This window comes from Candidatus Peregrinibacteria bacterium (assembly GCA_016699145.1).
In the GTDB taxonomy this organism is placed as follows: Bacteria; Patescibacteriota; Gracilibacteria; order UBA1369; family 2-02-FULL-48-14.
The window spans coordinates 660971-686274 of record CP064962.1; the positions used below are offsets into that span (position 1 = coordinate 660971).

The following is a 25304-nucleotide window of genomic DNA, read 5'->3' on the forward strand; positions in this document are numbered from 1 at the left end:
ACTCCAATATGCCGCTTTCCACACGAATCAATCGGTTCACTCCTATTTTTCTAGCCGTCTACGCCCTAGCCGCTGTGGTGATTTTGAAACTTTTTTATCTGCAAGTCATCTCGCACAGCTACTATCAACACATCGCCGAAGTGGAACAATACGGCTACACCATTTTGCCCGCCCGACGCGGAGAAATTTTAGTGCAGGACTACCACTCGGGTGAGGCCTACACCTTGGCCACCAACACGACACTCAGCATGATTTATGCCGACCCCACCTTGATCGCCGAAAAATCCGATCCCGTGCTTGTGGCTGAAACGTTTGCGCCCCTACTTTTCGACTTGGAACAAGCCAAGGAACAGGATCAAATTCGCTATGAAGATGAGCTCGAAATCATCAATAAAATGGAGAATGAAACGCTCAAAAATGAAGCCCTTTCCAAGCTCGCTCTAAAAACCGATGAAGAGCTGTTTGAAACTTATCAAGAAGATTTGGAAGAACTTCTGTCCACTCGCACTCGTGACACCATTTTATACGCCGAAGACCTCGATCCCGAAACTCAGAACAAAGTCCGGAAGGCAGGCATTCAAGGCAGCGAATTAACCGAAAAGGCAAACCTTTATCTTTACCCAAAAAAAATCACCGACAGCAAAAAGGTGGCAGAACAACTGGCCGAAATTTTTGGCGGTGATGTGGAAGTGATCGAAAACAAACTCGAGGGCAAAAACGCTTACGTGGAACTCAAACATAAACTCGATCCAGCCATTTCTGAACAAATTGAAAAACTCTTGGAAGAAGATCGAAAAAAAGCCGATATAGAAAACCGCGACCCCTATTATTTGGGCATCGGAATGAAGGACGAGTATTTCCGTTTTTATCCCGAACAAGAATTGGCCGCGCAAGCGCTGGGTTATGTGAATTCTGCCGGCGACGGTGTCTACGGTGTGGAAGGAACTTTCAACGAAATTCTTGAAGGAAGCAACGGTATTTTCAGCTCTCAGTTGGATGTCTATAGGAATCAAATCACGGTGGGTGAAACCGTCATTGAAGAAGCCGTGGACGGAGCAGACATCACTCTGACCATTGACCGTGCCATTCAAAGCGAAGTGGAAACGTTACTCGAAGAAGGCGTGAAAGAATTCAGACCAGACAGTGGACAAGCCATCGTGCTCAATCCACAAACCGGAGCCATTTTGGCTTGGGCCCAGTATCCCACTTTCAATCCCAATTCTTACGGAGAAGTCTTTCAAAAGGTCGACTTTGAAATCCCGGAAGATCGCAAAGATAAAATCGTGGTGCGAGGCACAGAAGAAGATCCCCTTTATTGGTACTACATTCACGAAGATCCAGACGTGCGCATCCAAATTTTTCCTGCCGAAGAAGAAGGGAAATGGCTTTCTTATGAAAACATTTGGGGGCCTGAAGTCTATAAAAATAAAATGCTTCAAGAATATTACGAACCCGGCTCCGTATTCAAACCCCTCGTCATGGCCGCAGCCATCAATGCAGGCGAAGTGACCCCAAACACCACCTTCAACGATTCAGGAGCCGTCGGCGTGGACTTCAACGTGCTCACTCAAAAATACGATTACTACATCGAAACCTTCAACCGAGAATACCACGGCCTCGAAACCATGACTCAAGTGCTGGAACATTCGTGCAACACCGGCATGACCTTCATCTCAAAAAACTGGGAGCCGCTTTATTTTACACCTATCTCAAAGCCTATGGCTTTTTGGAACGCACCGAAATAGGCCTGAACGACGAAGCTTTGGGCGATCTCGAATACTACGAAAGCTGGACCGAATCTGAAATGGTGACCAAATCTTTCGGCCAAGGAATCACGCTCACCCCCATTCAACTGGCCCAGGCCTACACGGCCATCGCCAACAACGGAACCATGATGAAGCCTTACATCGTGCAAAAAATCACGCATCCCGACGGAACCGTTGAAGAGACCGAGCCCTCCATTGTGCGCCAGGTGCTCACCGAGGGAACGGCAGACCAAGTCGTCGCCATGATGACGGATGTGGTGGAATCCTACGCCAGCATCTCGATACCCGGACATTACTTTGCAGGAAAATCTGGAACCGCTCAAACCTACAAAGGAGGCGTTGCACTTTCAGGGGAAGGAACAACCATCGCCAGTTTCATAGGGATGGGCCCCATCGAAAACCCCGAATATTTGGTCATTGTAAAAATGGACTTGCCCAAAGCTTCTCAATGGGCGGAGGGCACTTCCGGACAAGTGCTTCGAAAAATCATGACCTTCCTCTTCGACTACTATTCCGTCGCTCCAGACAAAAACTAAAGCTCTAGGCAAAGCACCTTGTTTTAAAAAGTAAAAAGCCCTATGCTAAACGGGCTCTTATTTTTTTACACCACTTCAGTATGATCAAAAAATATCTAATCGCTTTAATGTTCAGCCTCATGCTGGCGCCTGCTGCTTTCGCCGATGAAGCACTCACCGAAACGGTAGAAGCTGTAGAAACAGTGGTAGTGAGCGAAAACACCATGGTCAGCGAACCCATGCTTTGCGGGGGTGGTTGCGGCTACTGGGGCGGCGTTTACATCAACGTCTTCACCACCGTGTCTGCAGAAGTAGACGGAGTAACTCTCTTTGGAAACTACTACCTCGACAATGCAGAATCCAAAGAAGCAGCTGTGGAGGAATTGGATGAAGTTTACAATGAAATTCGAAGCACACTTTCCAAATACGGAACCGTGATGCGCACCGGAATCTACACCTATTCCGACTGGGAATTCACTGGAATGTACGATGGAAACCTCTCCATCCGTGTGGATTTGAACAATCCCACTCAAACCGAAGACATTGAAAACATCCTTTACCGAAACGGTTTTGAAAACTGGCGTGAAGTGAAAGTCAGCAACTTGGTTGCAGCAGAAAAGGCCGCTGTTCCTACCTTAAAAGATTTGATGGCCGCCAAGAAAGAAGTCTATGAAGAATTTTTGGAAAGTGGCTTGGGCAGCATCGCCAACCTCAACATTTACAGCTGGGCAGATTCTACCAGCTACGATCCCAGCACCAACATGGTGGATGTGATGGTTTATGCCGACGTAACCTACAACCCGCTGACTTACTAATTAGCCAGCAGACAAAAAAAAGAGGCCCCTACGGGTCTCTTTTTTTTGTGATATTGTGATTAAGCTTTCTGTGAGGGCTCAGGGGGAAGCGGATACTGTTTATCGGCAAAACTTGAGGCTGCTGCACGATCTTTTATTTGATCCGTTATTTCAACAACTGTTCCACTACCTGGTTTGTAGATTGAACCAAATGCCCCAGTCCTATCCACGGAAACTCTTAAGCCATCTTTCACTCGAACCAACTGTCGGATATCCCTAGTGAGGCCTCCTGAAGGAACAGGAAAACTTAACTCAGTCCAAGTCACACCCTTAACATCTGCCCCAAATGGCTGTTCTGTGAGCTTCTCACCGATGACTTTTCTATAAAGAGAAGGATCTTCTTCAACTCTAACGTCACGAGCAACAAAATTAGCTGGATAGACAAATATGATGTCATTCGGGGAATCCACAACAACACCTCCTTTCCGATCGACTCGGACTATTCCATAATCCCGTGGTTGAGCCTCTAGACGTTCCCATTCGCCTGAACCAGAGTGGTATGCTCTTGCACAAGATACAAGATAGCCATCTAATTTTTTTAAATCATCAAATGATGGAACGGAAGTGTCATTTGGGGTATCTAAGCTCATTTGACTGAGGGTTAATGTGTGGGAACCGGACAAAGAGAACTATAACACTTTTACTGTAACACGTCAATCGGAACTTCAGAACTGCTCAATAAACCTGATTATGAGTGCCCACGTCGAGCATCACAGCCAAAGCATAATCATCATACTCTTGAAAAATTTGGACACTTTCCAAAACTTTCTTTTGTCGCTTCTTATCCAATATCAAAAAGCCTTTTCAAAGGGCTTTGCATACTTAATCTGCATTTTTAGCTAGATTTTTTAAATATTTGATAGCCTCTTCTCCTTGAAAAGGTCCTTCTACATTGATTCCTCGTTTTGCCTCTTCCGAAGCTTTTAAAATTTCGCGCTCCTGTTGAAGGGTCAACCCATTTTCTGTAAGAATGGGGAAAGGTATTCCTTGAGAAATAACGACCTGAGTAAGGTAAATTTTAATAGCACTGCTCATGTCCAACCCCACTTTATCAAGAATTTTTTTAGCTTGTTTCTTCGTTTTAGGATCAATGCGAACTTGAATGGTAGACATAAAATACAGTTGAAATTCAATTCAAGAATAACTAAGCTGCACTACATTGTCAATACATTGTAGTGCCGAACCAAAGAGAAATCGCTGATATCAATGCTGCTCTTCCCCACAGTAGCTAGCTCTGCCAAGACCTCCCCAATGGCCGCTGAGCTCTTAAATCCATGGCCAGAACAAGGCGACGCAACGATCACTTGTTTGAATGTCGGATGTCGATCAATCACAAATTTGGAGTCGGGAGTGACAGTGTAAAGACAGGTGCTTGTTCGGACACATTCTTCGCTCAAACCCAAAATATGTTGACTGGCCAAGTCATACATTCGCGCCACTTCGTCGGCACCGACCTCCCGATTCACTTGTTCAGGAGTCATAGTCACAAGATAATCTTCACAAGCCAATTTTAAAGTGCCTTCATCCTCATCGATCATAGGAAATCCATAAATATCGTCTCCACCACCCAAGTCAAAAATATAAACGGGAAGGGTACTCGATAGGTATTTCTTCATCGAATCCTTAACTTTAAACCAATAAAGAACTTGCCTATAAACCTTGAAGTAATCCTTAAATTCAGGAAGCAACTGAGAAATCCACGGCCCCGCAGTCACAATAAGCTGTCCCGCCTTATATTCACTCTTGTCCGTCTTGATTGAGACTTGAGCCCCTTCGGGTTTAATTTCCAGAACCTTTTCATCCATGTGAAGCTCAGCTCCGTTCTTTTGAGCAAGCCCAATTTGAATCTCAACACAAAGTTCTGGGCGAAGGAAACCTGCTCCATTTTCGTAATAACCCTTTTCCGAATCTCGAAACTTAAAAAGCGGGTATCTTTTTTTAAGCTCCTCATTTTCAAGAACTTCGTGAGAAATGCCAAAACGCTTCGCCACATCAATGGTCTGCAACAAAAAGTTTTTCGTCCCGTGAGTGCTTTCTACAGAAGAAGGATCGCCCACAATAAGACCGCCAGTAATCGTAAATAAACTTTGCCCACTGTTTTTTTCGAGCTCTCTCCAAATCTCATTCGAGCGCAAAACCAAGGGCACATATTCACTTCCCTCCCCAATAGCTTGTCTTGTTATTCGGGTTTCACCATGAGTCGAACCCAGGGTATGTGGCGGTGAATACTGATCAAGGCCTAAAACCTTCACCCCTCGTTTGGAAAGCTGACAAACGGCAGCGCTGCCCATCGCTCCGAGGCCAACAACAATCACATCAAAACTTTGCATGAAGGCAATATAACATCTCCTAATCAACAAGAATCGTGAAATCAAAAATACAAGACCCCTCCAAACGGGAGGGATCTGGGCGCAAAACCGCATCAACATATAAATCGGTCCTTCTATTGGCGAGCGTATGGACATCCCCTTCCTTGACCCATTCCCATTCTTGACTCGACCCAACAGATTCCAGGTTTTCCAGCTCAGCAATAATGTCTAGACACGAATCTGCGTCAAACGCCAATTCGTAGTGCGCACTTTCCTCCCCCAGCATGATCTCATACTCACTCATCATGACTTCATAATTTTCAGGCAGAGCTATGCCCGTCATCCGCTTTATCCATTCAAGATCAGGATCATCGGGAGCAAGCAAATTTAAAAAGAAGAAAAATATCCCAAGAAAGAGGAAGCAGATTTTTTCAAACATGAACGCAATCATAAGTTCATGATAGCAGACTCACGTACGGCAAAAAAGGCGGCTAATAAAAGTTTAAGATTCATGAATACAGTGTTAAAACTACAAAAGTATAGCAAGCTCTTGTTGTGTTAACTAAATGGACATATAATTTTATATATGAGTAAAAAAAATCAAAAAATGGACGCATCCTTCCTAGCTCCTCTTCCACCAAAAATCAATTTAAGAGATGTGGAAATCTTAGAAAAGGCTTTAAAAGCCAACATTGCTTTAGCCGAACTCAACGGTTTAGTTCATTCCATTCCCAATTTCGAAATCCTACTCGCTCCTCTCACCGCCCGTGAAGCAGTGGCGAGCAGTGAGATTGAGAGCATTTACACAACCACTCTAGACATTCTTCAAGCAGAGCTTTTCCCTGAAGAGAAATTGCCCAAAGAACAGAAGGAAACATTAAGCTACAAACAGGCTCTTTTAGCAGGATATCAATCTGTTTTGAGTAAAGAATTTATCAGCACCAATCAGCTTGTAGAAATTCAAAAAATACTTGAGCCCAGTAAGGCGGGCATCAGAAAATTACCAGGAACCGTTATAGTGAATGGGATGGGAGAAGTGATCTACACTCCTCCTCAAGGTGAAGCTTTGCTTCGAGCTCTCTTGAAAAATTGGGAGGAATATTGCAACGATCCGTCGAAAGTAGACACGCTGGTCCGCGCGGCTATACTTCACTATCAATTTGAATCCATCCATCCATTTTACGATGGGAATGGACGAACAGGAAGGATTTTGATGGTTTTACAACTCGTTCTAGAAAAACGCCTTCGCTTTCCGGTTCTATTTTTATCGGGTTACATTTTAAAAACAAAACGGAGATATTACGAATTGCTGCAAAAAGTCCGTACGGAAAACCTATGGAAAGAGTGGATTGTCTATATTTTAGAAGGGATAGAAAAGCAATCTCTAGAAACCTCAGAAAGAATTCTAGCGATAAAGAATTTAGTCGAAGAAACAAAGCATCCTTTAACAATAGATGGCCGGCCGACTAAAGGTTGGTTTGCAAAAACCATCTCTGGGGACATTCTTGACTATTGGTTTAGTCGAGCCTTTTACTCTCAAAAGGATATGGTCAAAACACTGGGAATCAACCGAAAAACAGCTTCCAAATATCTTGATGGTTTTCACAAAATGGGCTTTCTTAAAATGAAAATTGTTAAAAAGCAGAAGATTTATTTCAATCCAAAATTTATTAGACTCTTGAGCTAATAATCATGCAAACCAAAGCAGTCATTCCGAGAACAAATCCCGCTAAAAATACACAGCTCAAACCTCCGGTATTAGGATAAAAGGGATTCAATCGGTCAGCAGTGTCGGTTTTTGAATAAGGAATGCCTTTTCTGGACCAACGTCTCGCTTTTGGCGTCATTATTCTGAATTGAAACGAGTTCAGAATAGATTCATCCTCTAAAATCAAATCGGCCCTCCCTTCCATCAGTTTTTCAAAAGTGTCAAAGTCCCACATGAGGGGCACGGGGAAGAGATCTCCATTCTTAAGACGAAGCACATAACGGCCACAAAGGGGATAGCCGTTAAAAGGGAGCAAAGAACCACCAAAAGACATAGAGACAATATCCTTAAGCTTACAGCTTCTCTCTGTTACTCTTTTTTTGATACAGATTTTTTCCCCATCAAAAATAATCAATGTTGAAGGGAAGAGCATCTGCTCAAACACTTTTTGATTTTTCATACACAAAGATTACTCCAGAAAAAACTAAAGATGCAATGGCAGACAAGCGTGGAGCTATGGAACCAAACACGGACTTGCACAAAACAGACCGCACATGTAAAATATGTGCAAATCAATAAACGCTGTGCCAAATCTCACTATCAAAATGCCAGAGAAGTTAAAAAGGCAGGCTCAACGCAAAGCCAAAGCCGAAGGGGTGACCATCACTTTTGTTATTCATCAAGCTGTTAAAGCCTACAACGAAGGGAAGCTGGAGTTTGGCCTCATGCATTCCGACGATGAAATCACCGCTTCTTTTGATGTTTCGACCAAGGAAGGTAAGAAGGCCTGCCTCACTAGCTTTAAAGCTTTGGCGCGATGAAAAAGGTCATTCAACGTACAAAAGGATTTGAAAAAGCCTTCTTAAAACTACAAAAAAGGTGGCGGATAAAATTCATCAAACAATTGGAACTTTTCTTGGAAGATGAGTTCCACCCTTTACTAAAAACTCACGAACTCAAAGGCAATCGACAAGGAGAATGGTCCTTTTCAGTAGCCAACGACATCCGAGCAATTTATCGAAAAGAAATCGTAAACGGCAAAACCGTCATTGTCTTCACCTTTATCGATAACGGCTCACACAGCAAAGTGTATTGACCCACTTATCTAACTAATAACGCGAATCTCGTTAATAAATAGAGCCACTGTAAATCCAAACAATCAAGAACACGTTCATTCATTCCATGGGTCCAAAGTGCAATATTCTCATGAGAAGGAAGAAGAAAACGCCTTTTCTGAAGACGATCCACTGCTGCTTCCGGCGCATTTAAACCCAGGATTGTATGAAGAGAAGCCTTCATCAAACTCAACTATAAAAAGGGCGGATTTTAAAGTGAAATCCACTTTAAGTCAATGGCAGGCCCAGAAGGAATTGAACCCTCGCTAACGGTTTTGGAGACCGCTGTACTACCACTATACGATGGGCCTATAGTGCGGGAGGATTGTAGCCAAAACGAAACCTGAAGGCAAACTTAGAAGCCAGAGGCCTATAGAGTTCGCCGTGAAGGAGGCAGACGTCTAAACATCCACTTCAAATAATATTTCAAAGCATCTTTCACATGAATGCGCAGGGTCTTCTTGGTGAAAAGACTCAAAACGCCTCCTGAAGAAATACGGCCTTCACTGTGAGCCGCCTCCGTCTCCCCCACAAAGTGCACTTGAAAACCCTTTTCCCAAGCCAAACGGCAAAGCTCCACATCGGACATGAACAAAAAATACCGCTCATCACTCGGCCCAACGGCCTCCCAACATTTGCGCGTGAAAAGCTGAAACGCCCCCGTCAACCAATCCACGGGCTCTGAAACTTCAGGGGTTTTATCCCACATAAGATAACGCCGCATGCGCTTCAAAAAAATTCGGCGCAAAAAGGTCCGCTTCACCAGCAAATCTAGGGCGCGAGGAAAAACTCGATAGTTGTCCTGCACTTTGCCACTGGGGTAACGCAGCCGCGGCCCCACCATTCCAAGCTTGGGATGGGCCTTCAAATAATCGAGCAACACTTGAAAAGTTTGCTTTTGCACCGCCACATCCGGGTTCAAAATACACAGATATTTCCCCTGGGCAATAGACAGACCAAAATTATTCCCTTGCGGATAACCCTTGTTTTCAATCTCAAAAAAACGCAGATCGAACTTCAAATGCGGCGAAACTTGGATGAGTGCATTGGCACCCCGCGTTCCATTATTGATCACCAAAACTTCCGTTTTTTTAGGGAGCCAGGCCTGTTGCAAAGCTTCCAAATTCCGGCTCACTTCTTTGGGGCTGCCATGATGCAAAATGACAATGGAGAGTTCTGTAGTCACTAAGAATCCAAAAAATGAGATAAAAGTTGCGAAGGATTCACCTTTTTAACACTCTTATGAGGAGAAGAAAAGAACAAAGTCTTAAGTCCCGAAAAAAAGACCCGAGGAGAATGGAAGAAAACAAAAATTCCCTTGGCCATTTCGTAGCAAAGAATACGTAAAAACACACCCAGACCCAAGCGGAGCGTGAAATTGTTTTTCAAAAGTAAAAAGTGGTTTTTGTAAGAATGCAGGCGTGCATAATCTCGCTTCTTTCGGTCGGCAGCCGCCAGGCCCAAAAGCCGCTGCCCTTTTTCACCCGCGCGATTGGAAATGCTGCGGGCATGCCAACCCCAAACTTCAGGAAAAAGTTCGATTTTTTCACCCAACCAACGCAGGCGATACGCCAAATCCACATCTTCTTTATACATCCAAAAATGCTCGTCAAACAAAACATGCAAACGGCGGTGCAGCCGTGGAACAACAGAAGTACGGATCAAAAAAACGGCCCCAGAAATTCCAAAAATTTGGCCCAAAATTTCGTCGTACTGCCCCTCATCCAACTCCCCCTGCCCTCGGTCATAAAAATGATGTTTCTTCATCGCAACAATGCCCAAACTGTCGATTTCTTTTGTGAGTCGGTGAGCCGCCAAATCCCAATGATAAAGCTTTCCAGCCACTTGCGTCAGGCTGGGATCTTTTTCCATCCGTTTCACAAAACGCTCCACGGTGGGAACATGCAAAAGCACGTCGCTGGTCGTGACCAAAAACAAATCATAGCCTGGATTGCGCTGCAAAATAGTATTGTAAGCGCCGCCATAACCAACATTGCCATCGGGATGACGCCCATAGTCAAAATGGGGATATTTTTCAGCAATGAAATGCTGAACTTCGTCATTCCAAGCGGTGTCTAAAACCGCCACCTTCGCTCCCAAACGTTTACGAAGTTCTTCAAGAGCAGGCAGGCTTTCCTTCAGAAAAGGTAAGTCATTGTAAGTGCTGAGACCAATCAGAACTTTGAGCATCAGTCAGCGAGTAAAAGATACCCCGAAAAGCTACTGGAATAAGCCCCCGTTTGACTCTGAGCAATGGCTCCGCTGAAACCTTCCAACAAATCCTCAAAAGCAAGGGCAGTATCGCTCACCGCAAGGCCCAATTGTTCACGCAAAGCTCGTAAACTTCCGGCAAAATCGGCAAGCGCCTCGGCATCCAAAACAATGAGCCCTTGATCCGAACCGCTCACCTTATCTTTGAGTTTGGAATAGAGCTCAGACTCCGCCACACTTTCAAAATCTTCTTCCTGCCAAACACTGGCCGTGGTGATCAAAACTCTGCCATCCAAAACGCCATACATGAGTTGAATTTCACTTGCCGTAACCGCCGAGGGAAGAGGCGATTCTTCACTGCGAGGCAAAGCGGTCAAATCCACAGAAATTTTTGTGAATTCCACTCCAGAGATTTCGACGGTTTCATGCGAAACAGCATCGGGCAAAGCTTCTTGCAGCACGGCACTCAGACCCAAAATTTGCCCATCCAATTTATTCAAAAATTCTTCAGCACTTTCTTCATCCGAACTGCTGTCCACAAAAATCGTGAAGCCCGGCAAAAGACCGCTGTCATTTTGGTGAAGCGCAAAGACATAAGCCTTGTCGAACCAACTCAAAAGTTCTTCATCAAAATCCATTCCAAAATAATTGCGGAAACTCTCACGAAGCCCTTCCAAAGTGCCGGTGTCATCGCCCAATTTGTCCGCTTGCTGCAGGGTTTCTTTCAAGCCATAAGATTCAAAATATCCCATCAAACCTTCCATGGGCACTTCTTCAAACAAATAGGGCTTGGCCTTGGGAGCCACGTCAAAAGCAATGCCGGCTTCTTTGGCTTTTTCTTCATCGGCCTGAACCGTGACGTCAAAGCTCAAACCTTCTTCTTGGGCTCGAAACACAATGCCCTGGCGTTCAATAACAGAAGGAATATTGGAAACCGAAAAGGCGCCACCTAAAGGTACATCTTGCTTATAAAGAGGCGGGAACAAAAAGCCATAAAAAACAAAATCCTGCCCCACTTCTTCAAGCGCTCTTTGATAATGCTCTGCAGTCCACAGACTCTCTGCTTCCTCTTGATCCAACATGCCCAGCACGTGCTCAGGACTTCCAGAAACCAATAGCAAATCTCCATTTACCGTTGCATAAAAAGCCTCTTCTTGATTCACATAAACCTCACGTCCGCTGAGAGCTTTTTTCTCAAAACTTCCCGCTTCCGAAAGCGTGTCGAAAACCAAACGGAGTTGCTCCGCATCTTCCAAAGTGGTCACACTAAAAAAATCAACACCGTCCCCGCTTTCTTTGGGACGAGCTCCATACACCCAACGAAATTGTTCCCCAAAGGCAGGCATCAAATCCTTTTCATAATCCAAACCGGCAGCTGCAAATTGCGTGTTGAAGCTTTCAGCCACCATGCGAGAAAGGCGTCCCTCATCTCCAAGTTTTTGTTCCAAATTTAGCACCGCATCGTATTGGGCTTCATCTTTCAAAGAATAGGACAAAACCGTGCCCACATCCCCGGGAATATAAGCCTCAGGAACCAACCCTTCAGAGCTCACATGAGCCCCCAGATCTGCTTCTCCCCCACATGCGGTCAAAAAAAGACTGCACATAAAAGCTCCAAAAAGAAGGGGCCGAGCGAAGGAAGAAAGCGTCATAGAAAAAGATTAAGTTCACGGCTTAAATTAGCACGAAAAAATGGCAGCGTGAAGAGCCAAGTCCCCCGCCAATTCGGGATGAAAACTGCAAGCCCAAACCTTGCCCTGGCGCAACACCACAGGAACTCCATCATGAGCACCCAAAAGCTCCACCTTTGGCCCCGTGGCAAGCACTTGAGGAGCACGAATGAAATGCCCGCTCACTCGTCCCACTCCCTTCACTTCCACTTCAGCGATGAAACTGTCCATCTGCCGGCCATAAGCATTGCGCTGCACCGTGGCATCCAAAAGCCCATAGCGAGCCAGCAAAATGAGCCCTGCACACGTTCCAAAAATCGTGAAAGAAGGGTCCTCAGCACGCTGCATAAGCCAGTCTTTAAGTCCGTATTTTTGCATGAAAGCATCCATCACCGTACTTTCCCCACCGGGAATAATGAAACCCGTCAGTCCCTCCACATCCGCAAGAGACCGAACTTCTTTAAAAGGCACTCCAAGCCTGGATAAAAGCTGTGCATGCTCATGAAAACCACCTTGAATAGCCAAAATTCCAACCTTCATAGTACCCTATTTTTACACAAAAATTGGCAAAAACTCAATGCTCCCGAAGACTCATCAATGCCCACGATTCTGCATTTGCACATTCAAAGTAGAAATTTCCAGCCCAGACATGGCTTCACCCAAACCCGAAGAAAGTTCCGCAAGTTTTGCGGCATCTTGATAGTGAATCACCGCCTCCACAATGGCATGAGCTCGCCGTGCCGGCTCGCCCGATTTAAAAATGCCACTGCCCACAAAAACTCCATCACAGCCCAATTGCATGCAAAGTGCCGCATCCGCAGGAGTCGCAATGCCGCCCGCCGCAAAATTCACCACCGGTAAACGCCCCAGCTCGCGAGTCTCTTTCAAAAGTTCCAGCGAAACCCGCAGTTCCTTGGCACGAGCCGCAAGCTCATCCTCATTCATGGCCTTCAAATCGGCAATTTCTTTATTCATGGTTCGAATGTGACGCACCGCCTCCACAATATTCCCCGTGCCAGCCTCACCTTTGGTACGGATCATGCTGGCCCCTTCTTGAATGCGACGCAAAGCCTCTCCCAAATCTCGCGCGCCACAAACAAAAGGCGCTTTAAAAGTGCTCTTGTCCACATGTCCAAAAGGGTCCGCCGGGGTCAGAACTTCACTTTCATCGATGAAATCAATCTCCAAAGCTTCCAAAATTTGCGCTTCCACAAAATGCCCGATGCGCACTTTCGCCATCACTGGAATGGTCACCGCGGCTTGAATGGCCTCAATCATGGCAGGATCACTCATGCGGGCCACTCCTCCTTGCGCACGAATATCAGAGGGGACTCGTTCGAGTGCCATCACCGCGCAGGCACCTGCCGCTTCTGCAATTTTAGCTTGTTCTGCGGTGGTCACATCCATAATCACACCCCCTTTGAGCATTTGAGCCAAACTTCGTCCAGTAGTATTCATGTTTGAATCCAGTGAGAAAGCGCCCATAAACTAAAGTAAAGCACTGGCTGATGCAACAGATAAACGGCTAGAGAATGCCGCCCCAGCCAAGTGAGAAGCGGAATGCGAGCCAAAAAAACCAGCCTTGTAGATTGCCGCTTGGCATAGATTTTTGCACCCAGCCACAGCCCCACAAAAGGCACCGTGAGCCAAGGGGCAATAGGGAAATAATCCAAGCTGGAAAAAGCAGCGGGCGGAAAGCCAAAGGGAATGCCCCAAACCGAACCGCCTTCTGGAAGGAAATGAGAAAAAACATAAATAAAAAAGGCCAAACCCAGTCCAAGCCCCTCCCTCCCTTTAAACAAAACCAAAACTGGAACACTGACCCCGATCAAATGCAAAACTCCAAAACGCACGTACTGCTCAGGAAAAACAAAATACGTCGCCAGACTCACCAGAAGTCCGCATAAAAAAATCCTCAGGCCACGTAAACACTGCTGAGCAAAACCTCGCTGCGACAAAAACACCGAAACACCGACCAAGCCCAAAAACAAAAATTGCCCGAACCGGACCAAAAGCAAAGAGGCTCCTTCATAAGGAGCAAAATGCCAAAAGCCCAAAAGCATTCCACTCATTAAAAAATGAAAGAGCATCATAAAGCTCACGGCCAAACCGCGCAAAGCATCGATTTCAATTAGACGTTTCACCAAAAGATATTTAGAATTCGCCCGAAAGCTTATCTTCTATTCACCTGCAACACCATGCAAAATGTTAAACACAAACTGCTCAGCCTAGGGGCTTTTTTCTTACTATTAACAGGATGCAATTCAATAACGCAGAGCATAGACGGTTGGACCGATTCACTTGAAATATCAGCTGTGGAAAGCTTGAATAGTTACATCGATTTCACCAATGCAGCGCTTGATGCAGTGGAATACTTGGATGAAAACGTACAATACACCGAATCCGATCTCGTTTATTTCGAAGATTATGACGATGCTTACGAGGTGTATTTCACTTGCTCCTTCAATCTGTATGACCGAGAGAAATTTTATGAAGACACCACGAACCCTCAAGGGCTTGAGGAAAGCGAAGCTGAAGATTTAAAAGCACAAAGCATTGCCATTTTCGCCATCCTAGACACCATAGACACTCAGTGTAAGGAATTGCACAAGTACGTTGCGGCTCAAGAATATAAAATCGATCTTGAAAAAGGCTACGCCCATATACAAAACCTCTACACCGAAATAGACAAATATTATGATGCCCACGATGCGCTGGGTGAAAAGGTAGAGACCTTGCTTGAAAAATATGAGACGTGGACAGTGGATTACAGCGATCCCACCAGTGTAGCAATAGACAACATGAGAAAAGACTTGAAACAAGCCGACTCAGTGGTCGATTTGCTCGCAGACATTTATGAAACCAGCGACTACGCTCGCAGAGCCGAACTGCAGAGCCTCTACGATGCCCTAAGCACTCAAGTGAGCAGTCACAGCGGCGAAAATTTGCTGGCCGCAGATGAAGTTGATCTTATTACACCTTTCTACGAGAGCATGGATTTAAACTTCCTACCCAATGTCAGCGCGGCATTGATAGCCACAAACGCTCAAGATTCAGAGGCACTTTACTCCATCTATCAAAACAGTCTCACCTACTACAACGAAATGACCGAGCATTACAATCATTTCTTAGACTCAATGGGCCGCTAAAAGACGCCAAAAGTTGTCTGAAGGCTAGCTCTATCTCGTTCCAAAATACACCTCTTGCAAGCGTGGATCTTTCACCACTTCTTCAGGCGTGCCTTCCATGTAGACTTTTCCCTCCACAAAGACCACCACGCGGTCGACCAGCTCAAACAAAAACTTAAGATCGTGCTCAACAATCAATAAACTCCGCCCCTCCCCACGCGCCAGTTCCTTCAAAGATTGCATCAGCACCTTCTTCATAGCCGGAGCCACCCCCGCCGTGGGCTCATCGATTAAAAACAGCTTCCCGCCACAAATTTCAAGTCGCAAAAGTTCAAGGAGTCGCAATTGCCCACCCGAAAGCACTCCTGCATAGGAATGTTTGTGATCCTGCAAATTCACCGTTTCTAAAAGCCGCACCACCTCTGCATCTGCCTTTTTGCGCCACTTTTTGCTGAACTGCCACCACCAAGGGTAAGGATGCACACGCTCCAGAGCGATGAGCAAATTCTCCTCCACCGTCATTTCACGAAACACCCCTGGCGTTTGGAAACTGCGCGCCATCCCCAGTGCCACCCGTTTTTCAGCGGCCATCGTCGTCACATCCTCGCCTGCAAAGAGCACACTGCCCGCCATCGGCTTCACATAGCCCGATAAAGCATTTAAAAACGTGGTTTTTCCACATCCATTTTGACCGATGAGTCCAACGATTTCACCCTCTTCCATTTGCAAATTCACGCCCTGCAAAATAGGGCTTGGACCGAGCTGAACAAAAAGATTTTCAACGGTGAGCATTAGATTTGACGGTTAGAAAATAGGCTGCGTTTTTGTAGCACAAAAAGCGCAACAATGAGCAAAGTAGAATAAAGAATCGAGCGAAGCGGGCCCATCATAGACGCAGGCAAATCGAGAAAGCGGAGGAGCTCGGGAACAGCCACAATGAAAAACGCCGCTCCAACCACGTGAGAAACTTTGGGCTGACGCGCTAAAATAACCACTGAAATCACACGAATAAAATCCGGGAGTCCTCCCGTCGATCCTGGATCCACATATTGATAAAACCAAGCAAAAGGCATCGCCGCTGTCGCTAAAAAGCAGCACGCCACAACAAGGGTCCAAAACGAAAGTTTTTTGGCATTCACCCCTGTCCCTTCCAGGATATGCTGCGCTTCCCTCATCGCTCTCCAACGTCGACTGAGAGCCGTGCGCAAAAGCACCCACTCCAAAATCAAAACGAGTCCCCAAAGGCCAAAACAAAAGAGCGTGAGGTGGCCGAGACTTTGCAAACTTTCGGGACGAAGCACTCCCGAGATGCCTAAAACCCCATTGGTCACAGAGGTCCAGGATTTGCTTAAGGCTAAGCCCGCAAACACACCCGCCACACCTAAGACTGCAAATGAATCGCGAGAGAGGCGCCGTTCCAAAAAGGCGAGTATGAATCCAAAAAGAACCGCATTAACCAGTCCAAAACCAAAGGCCGTCCATGGGCTCCACCCTGCCTGCTCGGCGATGGCAAGCGTGTACATGGCCACGGTGTAAACCACAGGAAACATGAACATGTATTTGCCCGCCAAAGACGTCACCACATGCATGGCAGACCCCGCCACACTCACCAGGAAGAGCAAAATCAAAAAGGAGTAAACGTAACCCATATCAAGAAGTTCGCAGCTTAATGGATAAAAGTCCATCAGGTCGAACAATAAGCAGACCCGCACCCAGTACAAAAACCAGCACTTCTCGCCAAGTCTGTGAAACACTCACTCCACCCCACGAAAGGGCCACAATAAAACTAGGCACAAGCACCAAAAGAAGAGCCGCTAAAACGACACCACGAATGTCCTTCCCTCCTCCCACCAAAAAGGCCAAAAAAGCCGGAACAATCAGCGGATGAGCATACGTGGGAGTGATGGCTTGATTCATGCCCGTAAAAATACCCATTAGGCCGGCAAGCAAAATCGCAATTAAAAAGGCACCGGCCTGCAAACGCCCCTCACGAACACCGAGTTGCGCACTTGCGGCCGAATGCTGTTTGAGCGCTCGTACAGAACGCCCCAAGGGCGTTCTCATAAAAATCAAAGTGGCAAACACCGCCAAAACAAAAGTCACTATTAAAGTCCAAACCGCAGTCACAGGAAGCACGAGTTCACCAACGTGCACCGTGGGCAAAACGCCATCTACAAGCGCCCGACCTTGAGCCCCATAAAACAAGGAATACATTTCTTGGATGATGAACCAAAGGCTCACGCTAACCAGCAAAGCCATTAAATCAAGCCCCTTCGCCACAAAAGGCCGCAGCAGCCAGAGATTGATCACAGCCAATATAAAAAGGCTAGAAGCTGCAATAAGGAATGCTTCCAAAATTCCACCAAACAGTTGCAGTCCCGAGTAGAAGCCATAGCCCCCAACCACGAAGGCGGCACCCAGCCCCAAGTTCACCACGCGAGTCACACTGAAAATCAGCAAAAATCCGGCGGCGAGCAAAGAGACCTGCATGGCTTCAATCAAACTGTTGAGACCAATTTGAAGAAAGTAAGAAACCATGCAGGTTTTTTTGAGATTACATTTGGGTCCAAACTCCGTCTTTCACGCTATAAACCGCGGTCCCAATTCCTTTCACAAAGGTTTCATCTCCAAAAGAGATGCTTCCAAGATAGCCCTCAAAAGTCCCGCTACGAAGCCCCGCGAGCACATCGGCAGGAACATTTTTCCCATTCACAATGGCTTCAGCCAAAGTGGTGAGCGCATCATAAGTGGCAGCGGTGTAAAAGGCGCCAAGGTCTTCCACGGTTCCTTTGGCAGTGGTGACAGCCTCAGACATGGCCACAAATTCAGCAGAAGTGATTTTAGGCGTGTCCACCACAAGGGTTCCTTCTAAAACTTCCGGAGCCAAAGTGAGGTAAGACTCATCCATCAAGGTGAAAGTTCCAATTTTCTGAACGGCCCAATCCATTTCAGCGAGTTGCTTGATCATGGTTTCAGCCGTCACACCCACATTGGGGTTGAAGAACACGATTTCAGGCTCAGCAGCCTTCACTTTTTGAAGCGCATTGCGAAAATCCGTTGCTCCCTTCGTCACCGTTTCGTCGGCCACGACCTCTACCCCCTCCCCCAAAGCCGCAAGCACACTGTCGTGCAAGGCAATATTGTAATCGTTTTGTTCCGTCAAAATGGCCACTTTTGTGTACTTGGACATTTCAGCCGCAATGCCTTCCGCATTGCCTGCGTCACTGTAAGACAAGGAGAAAAAGTTGGGGCTGATTCCATCGAGTTCAGGACTGGAAGAAAGGGCGGAAATCGCAACTACATCCTTTTCTTCAAGCAAAGGAGCGATAGCGAGCGACTCCGAAGAACAAGCCCCTCCAAGCACGTACTGAATCCCATCCACATCCGTTAGTTTTTGAAAAGCATTGGCAGCCACAGTTCCACATTGTCCATCTTCATAAACAAGCTCAAATTGGTAACCGGCCTCCGCGTAGTTGGCATTCACTTTATCGAGTGCATAGTCAAGAATGCGCTGCATCTCTTGTCCATAAGCAGCGGAGTTCCCGGTCATAGGAGCGATGACGCCAATTTTAATGGTTTCGTTCTCACCAATGGAGGTGCCAGTGTTACATCCGGCTGCAACAAGAACGGCTGCTAAGAGAAAAGGGGTGAGTTTCTTCATAAAATAAGTAGAAGTTTAAAGCTAAGAAGGACTCTATCAAAAAAGTCGACCAGAAACAACTTTTAGCGAAAAGATAGCATTGATAACAGATTAATAAGGGCTATAATGACTGTGTCGAAATTTATCAACATAAAAGATCATCTTCTAAAACTCGGGTTCTCAGAAAAGGAAGCAGTGGCGTTTTTGACCCTGGTTCGTATTGGAGCGACTGCTGCTTCTGTGCTGGCCCGTCTCACACAAATCAAACGTACTTCCATCTACGATATTTTGAATAGTTTAGAAAATAAAGGAGCCATCGCCTCTTTCAGACAAGGGAAAACGCAGCTCTACTACGCTGAAGACACCAAAAAACTAGTGATTGCACAAAAAGAAAAACTGAAAATAGCACATAAACTGGTAGAAAATCTTAAAAATACACCTCCGAATGCAGGTCTACAGATCAGTTACTACAAAGGAAGTGAAGGAGTGAAAGAGCTTTATAACGACATACTTGAAGCCAAGCCCAAAGAACTGCTCGGTTGGGTGGACTTGGATCATTTTTACAGATCTCTTGATCCTGAATTTGAACGAAAATGGACTGAAAACCGTGTAGCCTCGGGAATCAAAGTACGCCTGCTCATGCGCGACAGTAAACTCGCCCAAAAGTTCAAAAACGAAGACCCTTGCAAGAACCGTGAAACACGGCTCATTAACAAAGAAAACGCCTTCACCTCCACTTGCTTTCTTTACGAGCCTTTCATCGTTTACTTCGATACGAAAGGGGATGTCATTGGGGTACGCTTACAAAATCCTGAATTTTTCCAAATGCAAAAAACTATTTTTGAGATGAATTGGGCTATTTCCAAGTAGCCCTATAAATAGCATCTCTAAACTTTTCTGCCTCAACTGTTTGTCTCGCAGTAAACACACCGTCCCCACCACTCGCTAAAACATATTCAGACAGATGGAAACTTTCTGTTAGTTCGGTAACAATAGTAAAAATAAATTGCCTATCCGTAAGCACATCTTTCCAAACAAGTTGATTTTCAGATAAACATTCATACCCGCCTACATTGTCAGGATCATTGCAGTCATGGGTGATATCTTTTCCATCCCGAACAGCCTGTCGTGCATTCTCCCAAGCAAGATATGGCAAATCGACGTAAGCGCGCTGCATAGCTCCTAGATCGTGAAAACTCTGAAGATCAGCGAACTCTTGAGCAGCCTCCAAACCAAGTTCCTTAGAAGGTTTTGATCCAATCCCGGGATGCATCGCCCATAGGCCAGTCCGACTGGCATCCGTCCACAGTTCAAAAATATTTCTATAAGATCTATCTGAATAAAAACGGCCAACATATACAGGGTTTAAAGGCTCCTCCGTCTGCTGCTCATTTGCAGAGAAAATGAGGTCTCTCTTTTCCCACAACTCAGGATAAGGTCTATCCAATGGGTACCCAGCTTTTGCAAAAACCGCTCTTTGTTGAGTGACAAAACCATCCAAAAGTTGAACAAACTTGTAGCGCTGGCCTTCAGCACCTTCCACCAAACTTCTTCCCGCACTGCCATCTTGAACTACCTCACACAAATAATCCACCAACTCAGGCTCAAAAGTAAAAGACGGTGAAACTCCATAACGAAACTGCACCTCTTCTATAAGTCGATGCTTCATATCTTTGAATGCACCCCCAGTGTCTGTTTTATACTGCCCCCAACACCAAGAATCTTCTGTACAAAGAGGAAAGCGCAAAGATTGAGCACATTCCACAAGTTGAGCGTCCACTCGAGCTTGCGCTTCTTCTTCATTTTGTTCCCCTTGATGACGGCCTAATCTGTAAGTGGAAATTACCAGAGTCAAAACCCCTAAAGCATGAATCCCACTACGAATCCGCGCTTGAATCTGTTCTTTTTTCTTTTTGAAGAAATTTTCCTTAGTGTTCAGGCGAATGGGACGAAAGACCTTACCCTTCAACAGATCGTAAAGCTCTTTAAACTGAGGATAGGACTGCTGAGATTGATTCGCATGCTTCAAAAATTTCTGAATGATAGCATCATATTTACCCTGACGATCCACACCCAACTGAATGCCGCGCCCCTGAATAAGGTCCGCCATCCTTATAGCCACTTCACAAAGTCCATATCCCGCGCTTCCCCAGCCTGCCGAATCAGGATCGACATCTTCAACTGCTTCTCGAGAAACCCTACTCGCACCAGGAGGAACGGTCCTCAAAAACTCTCCTTTTAAAGCAGGGTTTGCCTGGGCCACCTGAAAAAGCCGCCCAGCAATTTGATAAGAGAGCTCATTAGAAGTAGGATCCAATGGTCGTAATTCAAATCCCGTAAAAAGCGCTTCGGGAGTGATCGGTATAGTATGGGTTAAAGCCTCAATTTGAGTGAACAAAGGTCGATGACGGTTTTCTTCATTCAAAAACTGAATGTTCACTTTTTCCAGTCCAAGTTGAAGCTCTTTTCGAAATAAATTTTCTAAATGTCTCTTCTGCTCCTGAGGGGATAAATAATCGGTATCCTCACCCAACGCTTCTCCATTGAACCACTCACTCATTTGGGGCCCCAAGAGCACATTAACGACACCATGCTGGTTTTGTTCAAAAGCATAATTGACCAACGCCAAAGCCGCTTCATCAGAATAAATTGAGCCTTTTTAGCTCCTTCCCGAGGCCACTTTCCTAAATAGATCGCATGTCCTGCCTCTCCCCAGGGCAACTTATCTTTAGCAGAGTCAGTGAATTCTTTATTGCTTTGTCGAATAGGAGTGAGAGCGATACTCCAAGGTACCGGCAGAAAATCCCTAAGTTTTTTATCCAGCAAACTCATATTCTCTAGATATATCTGGATTAGTTTAATATAAAAAATACATTTGTCAAATAGCGGCCCAGGCAGAGTTCCCTCATAGCCCCTACGTAGTTTCACGAATTTCAAGTACAGCTCAGGGGAAAAGGAAGAGGGAGTAGAGTAGAGATACTTTACTTCTTCACCCCAACTCCCTCATGGAACAATATAACATGACGAAAGGCATTCGTGGACTGAGAAGATTACTTCGGCAGTTTAACGAAGCTACTTTAAAGCCCTGGCAGAGAGACGTACTTAGAGAAAGAATCCTTATTTTGGATTGGTACGACCATAATGGAAAGAATAAAGCCAAGACTGCCAGGGCTTTTGAAACTTCTAGAAGCCACGTACAAAAGCTGGTGAAGGCCAGAAAGGAAGAAGGACTGGGTGGTCTTATTCCGAAAATAACAGGACCCAATAACAAACGTGGATTTAATCTCACCAGTGAAGAGAAACAAGAGATTGAACGCTATGCAAGGATGTTTCCAGATTGGAGCCACAAGAAGCTTCACATGTTTCTTCACCAGCACAGCATTTCCACCTTGTACCGCTATTTGGCAGCAAAAGGATTACTGGTTCGTAATCGCTGCCCCGGGTTTCACAAGAAACCAAAACCTAGGTCTGCTTGGAAAGTCCAAAGAAAGAAACTCCCCAAGGACTACCAAATCTTAAAACCTGGAGACTTGGTAGTCCTAGATTCCATCGTTGAGTTTGTGGACAGCGCCTTCAACAAACTGTACTTCATTACCTGTGTGGATGTGGCCACCAGGATAGGTTTTGCACTCGTAACCAAGCACCACAGTTCCAAGGCGGCCAAAGCTTTGCTGGAAAAGATGGAAGAAGTGCTCCAGACCAAGATTAAAGCTGTTTTAACAGACAACGGCAGTGAGTTCCTGGCGTACTTCCATAAAGCCTGCCAGCAGCAAGGGATTGAGCACTTCTTCACTCGCCCCAGAACACCAAAAGATAATGCGATTTGTGAGCGATTCAACCTTACTTTGCAACAACACCTCTACTGGAGAGTGGACTTAACCAGTCCCATTTACAAGATTAATGAGGTGCTCGCGGATTGGCTCGTGGAGTATAATTGCCTTCGTCCACATGAATCTCTCAATATGAGACCTCCAGTTGCTCACTACTTTCATCTATTCTACTCCCCTCGCCCCATCCCCGAGGTGTACTTGAAACTATGGAACCGGACAGCCCCTTGCATTACATAGTACCTAGTGATACACTCTAGTTATGGACTACCTCGAAAACATCAAAGCGCAACTGCGAAAAGGCATCTTGGAATTCGCCATTCTCGTCACTATCGAAAACGATGAACTCTACGCCTCAGACATCCTCAAAAAACTCCGGAACACTCAGCTCATCGTCGTGGAAGGCACACTCTATCCCCTTTTAAGCCGCCTCAAACGCCACGAACTTGTGGTCTACGAATGGCAAGAATCGAAGAGCGGGCCCCCTCGCAAATACTACAAGCTCACCCTCAAAGGCCAAGCCGCACTGGCAGGCCTCAAAGACTCCTGGTCTGAACTCTACACCTCCATCAATTCTTTAATGAAAAAACATGAAAAAAGTTCTTAATATCACCATCGGTGGTCTGGTTTTCATCGTCGAAGAAGACGCCTACGAAGCGTTGGCGAGCTACCTCAATTCCATCAAAACTCATTTTTCCAAAGACAAAGACGGGGACGAAATTGTCGAAGACATCGAAGCCAGCATCGCAGAGAAATTTGGCCATCGCAAAAACAAAGATGCAGCCGTCACTCACCGCGATGTTGCAAGCGTCATCCACGAAATGGGCACACTCAAAGACTTTAAAAAACTCAGCGAGGAAGAAGAAGACGAAGCGGAGGAAAAATCCACCGAGAAAAACTCAGACCTCGGCACCCGAAAACTCTATCGTGATCCCGACGACGTGATCATTGCAGGGGTGTGCAGCGGACTGGGCGCTTACCTGGGCGTCGAAACGGTCTTTGTACGCCTGATCTTCTTCGCATCGGTCTTCTTTGGAGGACTCGGCATTGTGGCTTATATCTTGCTGTGGATACTGATGCCCGTGGCCGAAAGCACCGCCCAAAAATTGGAAATGCGTGGGGAACGCATCACCCTGCACGAGATCGAAAAATCAGTGAAAAGAGAAGTCGATAAATTAAAAAAAAAAGATTTAAGCGCAGTAAAAAACGGAGCTCGTAAAATTGAACTCGTCCTTCAAAAAATCTTCCACGCACTCGGAAAAATCTTCTGGATGCTCGTAAAAGTTCTGCGCATAGCAAGCGGAGCAGTTCTGATTTTGGTGAGCATCGCCGGAATCTCTATGCTCAACGTGGGTCTCACATGGCAAATCACCGACGGAAGAATCCCAAGCAGCCCTTACACTCTCTCCACCTTTCTGCCTTTAGAAGCACACATGCAAACCGTCTTCCTGTTCTCGGCTTACTTCACCGTGCTGCTCCCACTGCTTCTAGCTCTTTTAGGAGGCTACAGCCTACTGCGCAAACATTCGGTCATTAAGGCCTCCACTTTGCTCATTTTTCTTATGCTGTGGCTCACCGCCCTCGGCGTGACGGGCACGTTTATCTTCGATAATTGGGCAAGCATTTCAGCATTCTTTCAATCGTATTCCAGTTTCTAGTCGTAACGCGTTTGCCAAATTTTTTTTCAATCACGGCCATCGCGTCCACCGTACCCCGATCCTCCCCGACCACCATCACACTGAACAGGGCTCCTTTTTCCAGCTTTAAAATGCAGAAGTCACAAGCAGGATCTTTGTACGGCAACTTCAAAGAACCCGTGGCGTCTTGGGACAAAAAAGTCACGTAAAACCGTGTGGCGGGGGTCAGCAAAATGTCTTTAAAGACCTGCAAATTTTTGAGCGCGCGAAGCTCTTCCACAGTCCGCACAAGTACCGGAATTTTGAAGCCAAACTTCTTTTCAAGCGCCTCTTCCATCTCCATTTCCAGAGCGTGCGGTGAAGACAACGGCTCCTTCTCAAAAACCGCGTTCCCACTGGCCAAAAACGTATTCACGTTTTTGTAATCCAGCTTTTCTAAAACCGCCTTGAGTTCGGCCATTTTGACCGTGCGTCCCCCCAAGTTGATCCCCCGTAAAAAAGCGGCATATTGAGTCATGGGTTTAGTTTAGCACGGAGACATCCTTTATTAGCCTCTAAAAAGGCACCAGCTAGCGCAAGTCAATCCCCACAACAAATCGAGGACATGTTGAGAGCAGTCTTGGGTGATCACTTCGACGATCCAGACTGGGACTCATAAAAGAGCCCAGTCCCCTACATTTACCATGAAATTGGTCTATTGAATGTACAACCTTTTTGGCTTGCTGTAGCCATTTGGTAGACTTGTAGATCCAATTTTCAAAGTACACTGGAGGAGTACATCCACGGCAAGGTTAGCATGCGTTCAGGTTGAAGTAAAATCCCGACGTCGCATCCTCGTTTTGAATAGACTCGTGGGCTACTAGCCATATCCAGATTATTGTCTTTATTTGGTTAATAAAAACCAGTATAATAAACCTGTAAGAA

The 25304-nt window shown here is 45.9% G+C and carries 29 protein-coding genes and 1 tRNA gene; 12 read left to right on the forward strand and 18 right to left on the reverse strand.

Going from position 1 to position 25304, the window contains the following annotated elements; genetic code table 11:
• The first annotated feature begins 8 nt into the window (after positions 1 to 8).
• The 3 genes from IPG41_03665 to IPG41_03675 all read left to right on the forward strand — a co-directional run bounded on the left by IPG41_03665 (position 9) and on the right by IPG41_03675 (position 3096).
• Positions 9 to 1745: a hypothetical protein gene (locus IPG41_03665; GenBank protein ID QQR55623.1), complete on the forward strand. Its 1737-nt coding sequence runs from the start codon at positions 9 to 11 to the stop codon at positions 1743 to 1745.
• The gene (locus IPG41_03670; GenBank protein QQR55624.1) at positions 1649 to 2302 is read left to right on the forward strand and encodes a hypothetical protein; all 654 of its coding nucleotides are present in this window, start codon (positions 1649 to 1651) and stop codon (positions 2300 to 2302) included. Before IPG41_03665 ends, IPG41_03670 begins: the two co-directional genes overlap by 97 nt.
• Positions 2303 to 2382: 80 nt before the next feature.
• Positions 2383 to 3096, forward strand: coding sequence for a hypothetical protein (locus tag IPG41_03675; GenBank protein QQR55625.1), 714 nt, complete (start codon positions 2383 to 2385; stop codon positions 3094 to 3096).
• Between the two features lie 59 nt (positions 3097 to 3155).
• Here IPG41_03675 and IPG41_03680 read toward each other — a convergent pair whose 3' ends face one another.
• The 4 genes from IPG41_03680 to IPG41_03695 all read right to left on the reverse strand — a co-directional run bounded on the left by IPG41_03680 (position 3156) and on the right by IPG41_03695 (position 5895).
• Positions 3156 to 3725, reverse strand: coding sequence for a hypothetical protein (locus tag IPG41_03680; GenBank protein QQR55626.1), 570 nt, complete (start codon positions 3723 to 3725; stop codon positions 3156 to 3158).
• A gap of 232 nt (positions 3726 to 3957) precedes the next feature.
• The gene (locus IPG41_03685) at positions 3958 to 4248 is read right to left on the reverse strand and encodes a type II toxin-antitoxin system RelB/DinJ family antitoxin (protein ID QQR55627.1); all 291 of its coding nucleotides are present in this window, start codon (positions 4246 to 4248) and stop codon (positions 3958 to 3960) included.
• A gap of 41 nt (positions 4249 to 4289) precedes the next feature.
• Positions 4290 to 5465, reverse strand: a complete 1176-nt coding sequence (gene solA / locus IPG41_03690; GenBank protein QQR55628.1) for an N-methyl-L-tryptophan oxidase — start codon at positions 5463 to 5465, stop codon at positions 4290 to 4292.
• Between the two features lie 19 nt (positions 5466 to 5484).
• Positions 5485 to 5895, reverse strand: a complete 411-nt coding sequence (locus IPG41_03695; GenBank protein ID QQR55629.1) for a hypothetical protein — start codon at positions 5893 to 5895, stop codon at positions 5485 to 5487.
• 135 nt (positions 5896 to 6030) lie between these two features.
• Between IPG41_03695 and IPG41_03700 the strand changes: the two genes are divergently transcribed.
• On the forward strand, positions 6031 to 7131 hold the full coding sequence (locus IPG41_03700) for a Fic family protein (protein ID QQR55630.1): 1101 nt from the start codon (positions 6031 to 6033) through the stop codon (positions 7129 to 7131).
• Here the strand turns inward: IPG41_03700 and IPG41_03705 are convergent.
• The gene (locus IPG41_03705) at positions 7115 to 7612 is read right to left on the reverse strand and encodes a hypothetical protein (protein ID QQR55631.1); all 498 of its coding nucleotides are present in this window, start codon (positions 7610 to 7612) and stop codon (positions 7115 to 7117) included. The two genes, IPG41_03700 and IPG41_03705, sit on opposite strands and share 17 nt — an antisense overlap.
• A 145-nt stretch (positions 7613 to 7757) precedes the next feature.
• Here IPG41_03705 and IPG41_03710 point away from each other — a divergent pair, with 145 nt between their 5' ends.
• From IPG41_03710 to IPG41_03720, 3 genes are all read left to right on the forward strand, one after another.
• Positions 7758 to 7973, forward strand: a complete 216-nt coding sequence (locus IPG41_03710; protein QQR55632.1) for a hypothetical protein — start codon at positions 7758 to 7760, stop codon at positions 7971 to 7973.
• A gap of 65 nt (positions 7974 to 8038) precedes the next feature.
• Positions 8039 to 8248, forward strand: a complete 210-nt coding sequence (locus IPG41_03715) for a hypothetical protein (GenBank protein ID QQR55653.1) — start codon at positions 8039 to 8041, stop codon at positions 8246 to 8248.
• Between the two features lie 97 nt (positions 8249 to 8345).
• Positions 8346 to 8537: a hypothetical protein gene (locus tag IPG41_03720; GenBank protein QQR55633.1), complete on the forward strand. Its 192-nt coding sequence runs from the start codon at positions 8346 to 8348 to the stop codon at positions 8535 to 8537.
• Here the strand turns inward: IPG41_03720 and IPG41_03725 are convergent.
• The 7 genes from IPG41_03725 to IPG41_03755 all read right to left on the reverse strand — a co-directional run bounded on the left by IPG41_03725 (position 8505) and on the right by IPG41_03755 (position 14292).
• Positions 8505 to 8578: transfer RNA gene (locus tag IPG41_03725), tRNA-Trp, on the reverse strand. The two genes, IPG41_03720 and IPG41_03725, sit on opposite strands and share 33 nt — an antisense overlap.
• Positions 8579 to 8637: 59 nt before the next feature.
• Entirely contained in the window at positions 8638 to 9453 is an 816-nt protein-coding gene (locus tag IPG41_03730; protein QQR54289.1) for a glycosyltransferase, read from the reverse strand.
• Positions 9453 to 10457, reverse strand: coding sequence for a glycosyltransferase family 2 protein (locus IPG41_03735; protein ID QQR54290.1), 1005 nt, complete (start codon positions 10455 to 10457; stop codon positions 9453 to 9455). The genes IPG41_03730 and IPG41_03735 overlap by 1 nt, the downstream gene beginning before the upstream one ends.
• Positions 10457 to 12130 (reverse strand): DUF3352 domain-containing protein, encoded by a 1674-nt coding sequence (locus IPG41_03740; protein ID QQR54291.1) that lies wholly within the window; start codon positions 12128 to 12130, stop codon positions 10457 to 10459. The genes IPG41_03735 and IPG41_03740 overlap by 1 nt, the downstream gene beginning before the upstream one ends.
• A 27-nt stretch (positions 12131 to 12157) precedes the next feature.
• Positions 12158 to 12688: a pyridoxal 5'-phosphate synthase glutaminase subunit PdxT gene (pdxT, locus tag IPG41_03745; protein ID QQR54292.1), complete on the reverse strand. Its 531-nt coding sequence runs from the start codon at positions 12686 to 12688 to the stop codon at positions 12158 to 12160.
• A 54-nt stretch (positions 12689 to 12742) separates the two neighbouring features.
• Positions 12743 to 13606 carry a pyridoxal 5'-phosphate synthase lyase subunit PdxS gene (gene pdxS, locus IPG41_03750; GenBank protein ID QQR54293.1) on the reverse strand — a complete coding sequence of 288 codons (864 nt, stop codon included), beginning with the start codon at positions 13604 to 13606 and terminating at the stop codon, positions 12743 to 12745.
• Positions 13603 to 14292, reverse strand: a complete 690-nt coding sequence (locus IPG41_03755; GenBank protein ID QQR54294.1) for a DUF1624 domain-containing protein — start codon at positions 14290 to 14292, stop codon at positions 13603 to 13605. The genes pdxS and IPG41_03755 overlap by 4 nt, the downstream gene beginning before the upstream one ends.
• Positions 14293 to 14346: 54 nt before the next feature.
• Here IPG41_03755 and IPG41_03760 point away from each other — a divergent pair, with 54 nt between their 5' ends.
• A complete protein-coding gene (locus tag IPG41_03760; protein QQR54295.1) occupies positions 14347 to 15297 on the forward strand; it encodes a hypothetical protein in 951 nt (316 codons plus the stop codon).
• Positions 15298 to 15327: 30 nt separating this feature from the next.
• On the opposite strand, the gene IPG41_03765 is transcribed toward IPG41_03760, so the two are convergent.
• The 4 genes from IPG41_03765 to IPG41_03780 are packed head-to-tail and all read right to left on the reverse strand — an operon-like array spanning position 15328 to position 18937.
• Positions 15328 to 16068, reverse strand: coding sequence for an ATP-binding cassette domain-containing protein (locus IPG41_03765; protein ID QQR54296.1), 741 nt, complete (start codon positions 16066 to 16068; stop codon positions 15328 to 15330).
• On the reverse strand, positions 16068 to 16925 hold the full coding sequence (locus IPG41_03770; GenBank protein QQR54297.1) for a hypothetical protein: 858 nt from the start codon (positions 16923 to 16925) through the stop codon (positions 16068 to 16070). The genes IPG41_03765 and IPG41_03770 overlap by 1 nt, the downstream gene beginning before the upstream one ends.
• A 1-nt stretch (position 16926) precedes the next feature.
• Complete coding sequence (locus tag IPG41_03775; GenBank protein QQR54298.1) at positions 16927 to 17814, reverse strand: branched-chain amino acid ABC transporter permease; 888 nt, start codon at positions 17812 to 17814, stop codon at positions 16927 to 16929.
• Positions 17815 to 17830: 16 nt separating this feature from the next.
• Complete coding sequence (locus IPG41_03780) at positions 17831 to 18937, reverse strand: ABC transporter substrate-binding protein (protein ID QQR54299.1); 1107 nt, start codon at positions 18935 to 18937, stop codon at positions 17831 to 17833.
• 105 nt (positions 18938 to 19042) lie between these two features.
• Here IPG41_03780 and IPG41_03785 point away from each other — a divergent pair, with 105 nt between their 5' ends.
• Entirely contained in the window at positions 19043 to 19786 is a 744-nt protein-coding gene (locus tag IPG41_03785; protein ID QQR54300.1) for a hypothetical protein, read from the forward strand.
• On the opposite strand, the gene IPG41_03790 is transcribed toward IPG41_03785, so the two are convergent.
• On the reverse strand, positions 19773 to 21545 hold the full coding sequence (locus IPG41_03790; GenBank protein ID QQR54301.1) for a hypothetical protein: 1773 nt from the start codon (positions 21543 to 21545) through the stop codon (positions 19773 to 19775). The genes IPG41_03785 and IPG41_03790 overlap by 14 nt on opposite strands.
• Before the next feature lie 376 nt (positions 21546 to 21921).
• Here IPG41_03790 and IPG41_03795 point away from each other — a divergent pair, with 376 nt between their 5' ends.
• From IPG41_03795 to IPG41_03805, 3 genes are read left to right on the forward strand one after another with little or no spacing between them, the layout of a single operon-like run.
• Positions 21922 to 22983: a transposase gene (locus IPG41_03795; protein QQR54302.1), complete on the forward strand. Its 1062-nt coding sequence runs from the start codon at positions 21922 to 21924 to the stop codon at positions 22981 to 22983.
• Between the two features lie 22 nt (positions 22984 to 23005).
• Positions 23006 to 23350 (forward strand): PadR family transcriptional regulator, encoded by a 345-nt coding sequence (locus tag IPG41_03800; protein ID QQR54303.1) that lies wholly within the window; start codon positions 23006 to 23008, stop codon positions 23348 to 23350.
• Complete coding sequence (locus IPG41_03805) at positions 23334 to 24401, forward strand: PspC domain-containing protein (GenBank protein ID QQR54304.1); 1068 nt, start codon at positions 23334 to 23336, stop codon at positions 24399 to 24401. Before IPG41_03800 ends, IPG41_03805 begins: the two co-directional genes overlap by 17 nt.
• Here IPG41_03805 and IPG41_03810 read toward each other — a convergent pair.
• Positions 24343 to 24897, reverse strand: a complete 555-nt coding sequence (locus IPG41_03810; protein QQR54305.1) for a DUF1697 domain-containing protein — start codon at positions 24895 to 24897, stop codon at positions 24343 to 24345. The two genes, IPG41_03805 and IPG41_03810, sit on opposite strands and share 59 nt — an antisense overlap.
• Positions 24898 to 25304: the final 407 nt, after the last annotated feature.

What these genes read in the sequence shown, in the direction of transcription:
- IPG41_03665 (QQR55623.1), top strand. Translation starts at nt 9, where the DNA reads ATGCCGCTTTCCACACGAATCAATCGGTTCACTCCTATTTTTCTAGCC.
- IPG41_03675 (QQR55625.1), top strand. Translation starts at nt 2,383, where the DNA reads ATGATCAAAAAATATCTAATCGCTTTAATGTTCAGCCTCATGCTGGCG.
- IPG41_03680 (QQR55626.1), bottom strand. Translation starts at nt 3,725, where the DNA reads ATGAGCTTAGATACCCCAAATGACACTTCCGTTCCATCATTTGATGAT.
- IPG41_03685 (QQR55627.1), bottom strand. Translation starts at nt 4,248, where the DNA reads ATGTCTACCATTCAAGTTCGCATTGATCCTAAAACGAAGAAACAAGCT.
- solA (QQR55628.1), bottom strand. Translation starts at nt 5,465, where the DNA reads ATGCAAAGTTTTGATGTGATTGTTGTTGGCCTCGGAGCGATGGGCAGC.
- IPG41_03695 (QQR55629.1), bottom strand. Translation starts at nt 5,895, where the DNA reads ATGATTGCGTTCATGTTTGAAAAAATCTGCTTCCTCTTTCTTGGGATA.
- IPG41_03700 (QQR55630.1), top strand. Translation starts at nt 6,031, where the DNA reads ATGAGTAAAAAAAATCAAAAAATGGACGCATCCTTCCTAGCTCCTCTT.
- IPG41_03705 (QQR55631.1), bottom strand. Translation starts at nt 7,612, where the DNA reads ATGAAAAATCAAAAAGTGTTTGAGCAGATGCTCTTCCCTTCAACATTG.
- IPG41_03710 (QQR55632.1), top strand. Translation starts at nt 7,758, where the DNA reads ATGCCAGAGAAGTTAAAAAGGCAGGCTCAACGCAAAGCCAAAGCCGAA.
- IPG41_03735 (QQR54290.1), bottom strand. Translation starts at nt 10,457, where the DNA reads ATGCTCAAAGTTCTGATTGGTCTCAGCACTTACAATGACTTACCTTTT.
- IPG41_03740 (QQR54291.1), bottom strand. Translation starts at nt 12,130, where the DNA reads ATGACGCTTTCTTCCTTCGCTCGGCCCCTTCTTTTTGGAGCTTTTATG.
- pdxT (QQR54292.1), bottom strand. Translation starts at nt 12,688, where the DNA reads ATGAAGGTTGGAATTTTGGCTATTCAAGGTGGTTTTCATGAGCATGCA.
- pdxS (QQR54293.1), bottom strand. Translation starts at nt 13,606, where the DNA reads ATGAATACTACTGGACGAAGTTTGGCTCAAATGCTCAAAGGGGGTGTG.
- IPG41_03760 (QQR54295.1), top strand. Translation starts at nt 14,347, where the DNA reads ATGCAAAATGTTAAACACAAACTGCTCAGCCTAGGGGCTTTTTTCTTA.
- IPG41_03765 (QQR54296.1), bottom strand. Translation starts at nt 16,068, where the DNA reads ATGCTCACCGTTGAAAATCTTTTTGTTCAGCTCGGTCCAAGCCCTATT.
- IPG41_03770 (QQR54297.1), bottom strand. Translation starts at nt 16,925, where the DNA reads ATGGGTTACGTTTACTCCTTTTTGATTTTGCTCTTCCTGGTGAGTGTG.
- IPG41_03775 (QQR54298.1), bottom strand. Translation starts at nt 17,814, where the DNA reads ATGGTTTCTTACTTTCTTCAAATTGGTCTCAACAGTTTGATTGAAGCC.
- IPG41_03780 (QQR54299.1), bottom strand. Translation starts at nt 18,937, where the DNA reads ATGAAGAAACTCACCCCTTTTCTCTTAGCAGCCGTTCTTGTTGCAGCC.
- IPG41_03785 (QQR54300.1), top strand. Translation starts at nt 19,043, where the DNA reads ATGACTGTGTCGAAATTTATCAACATAAAAGATCATCTTCTAAAACTC.
- IPG41_03795 (QQR54302.1), top strand. Translation starts at nt 21,922, where the DNA reads ATGGAACAATATAACATGACGAAAGGCATTCGTGGACTGAGAAGATTA.
- IPG41_03800 (QQR54303.1), top strand. Translation starts at nt 23,006, where the DNA reads ATGGACTACCTCGAAAACATCAAAGCGCAACTGCGAAAAGGCATCTTG.
- IPG41_03805 (QQR54304.1), top strand. Translation starts at nt 23,334, where the DNA reads ATGAAAAAAGTTCTTAATATCACCATCGGTGGTCTGGTTTTCATCGTC.
- IPG41_03810 (QQR54305.1), bottom strand. Translation starts at nt 24,897, where the DNA reads ATGACTCAATATGCCGCTTTTTTACGGGGGATCAACTTGGGGGGACGC.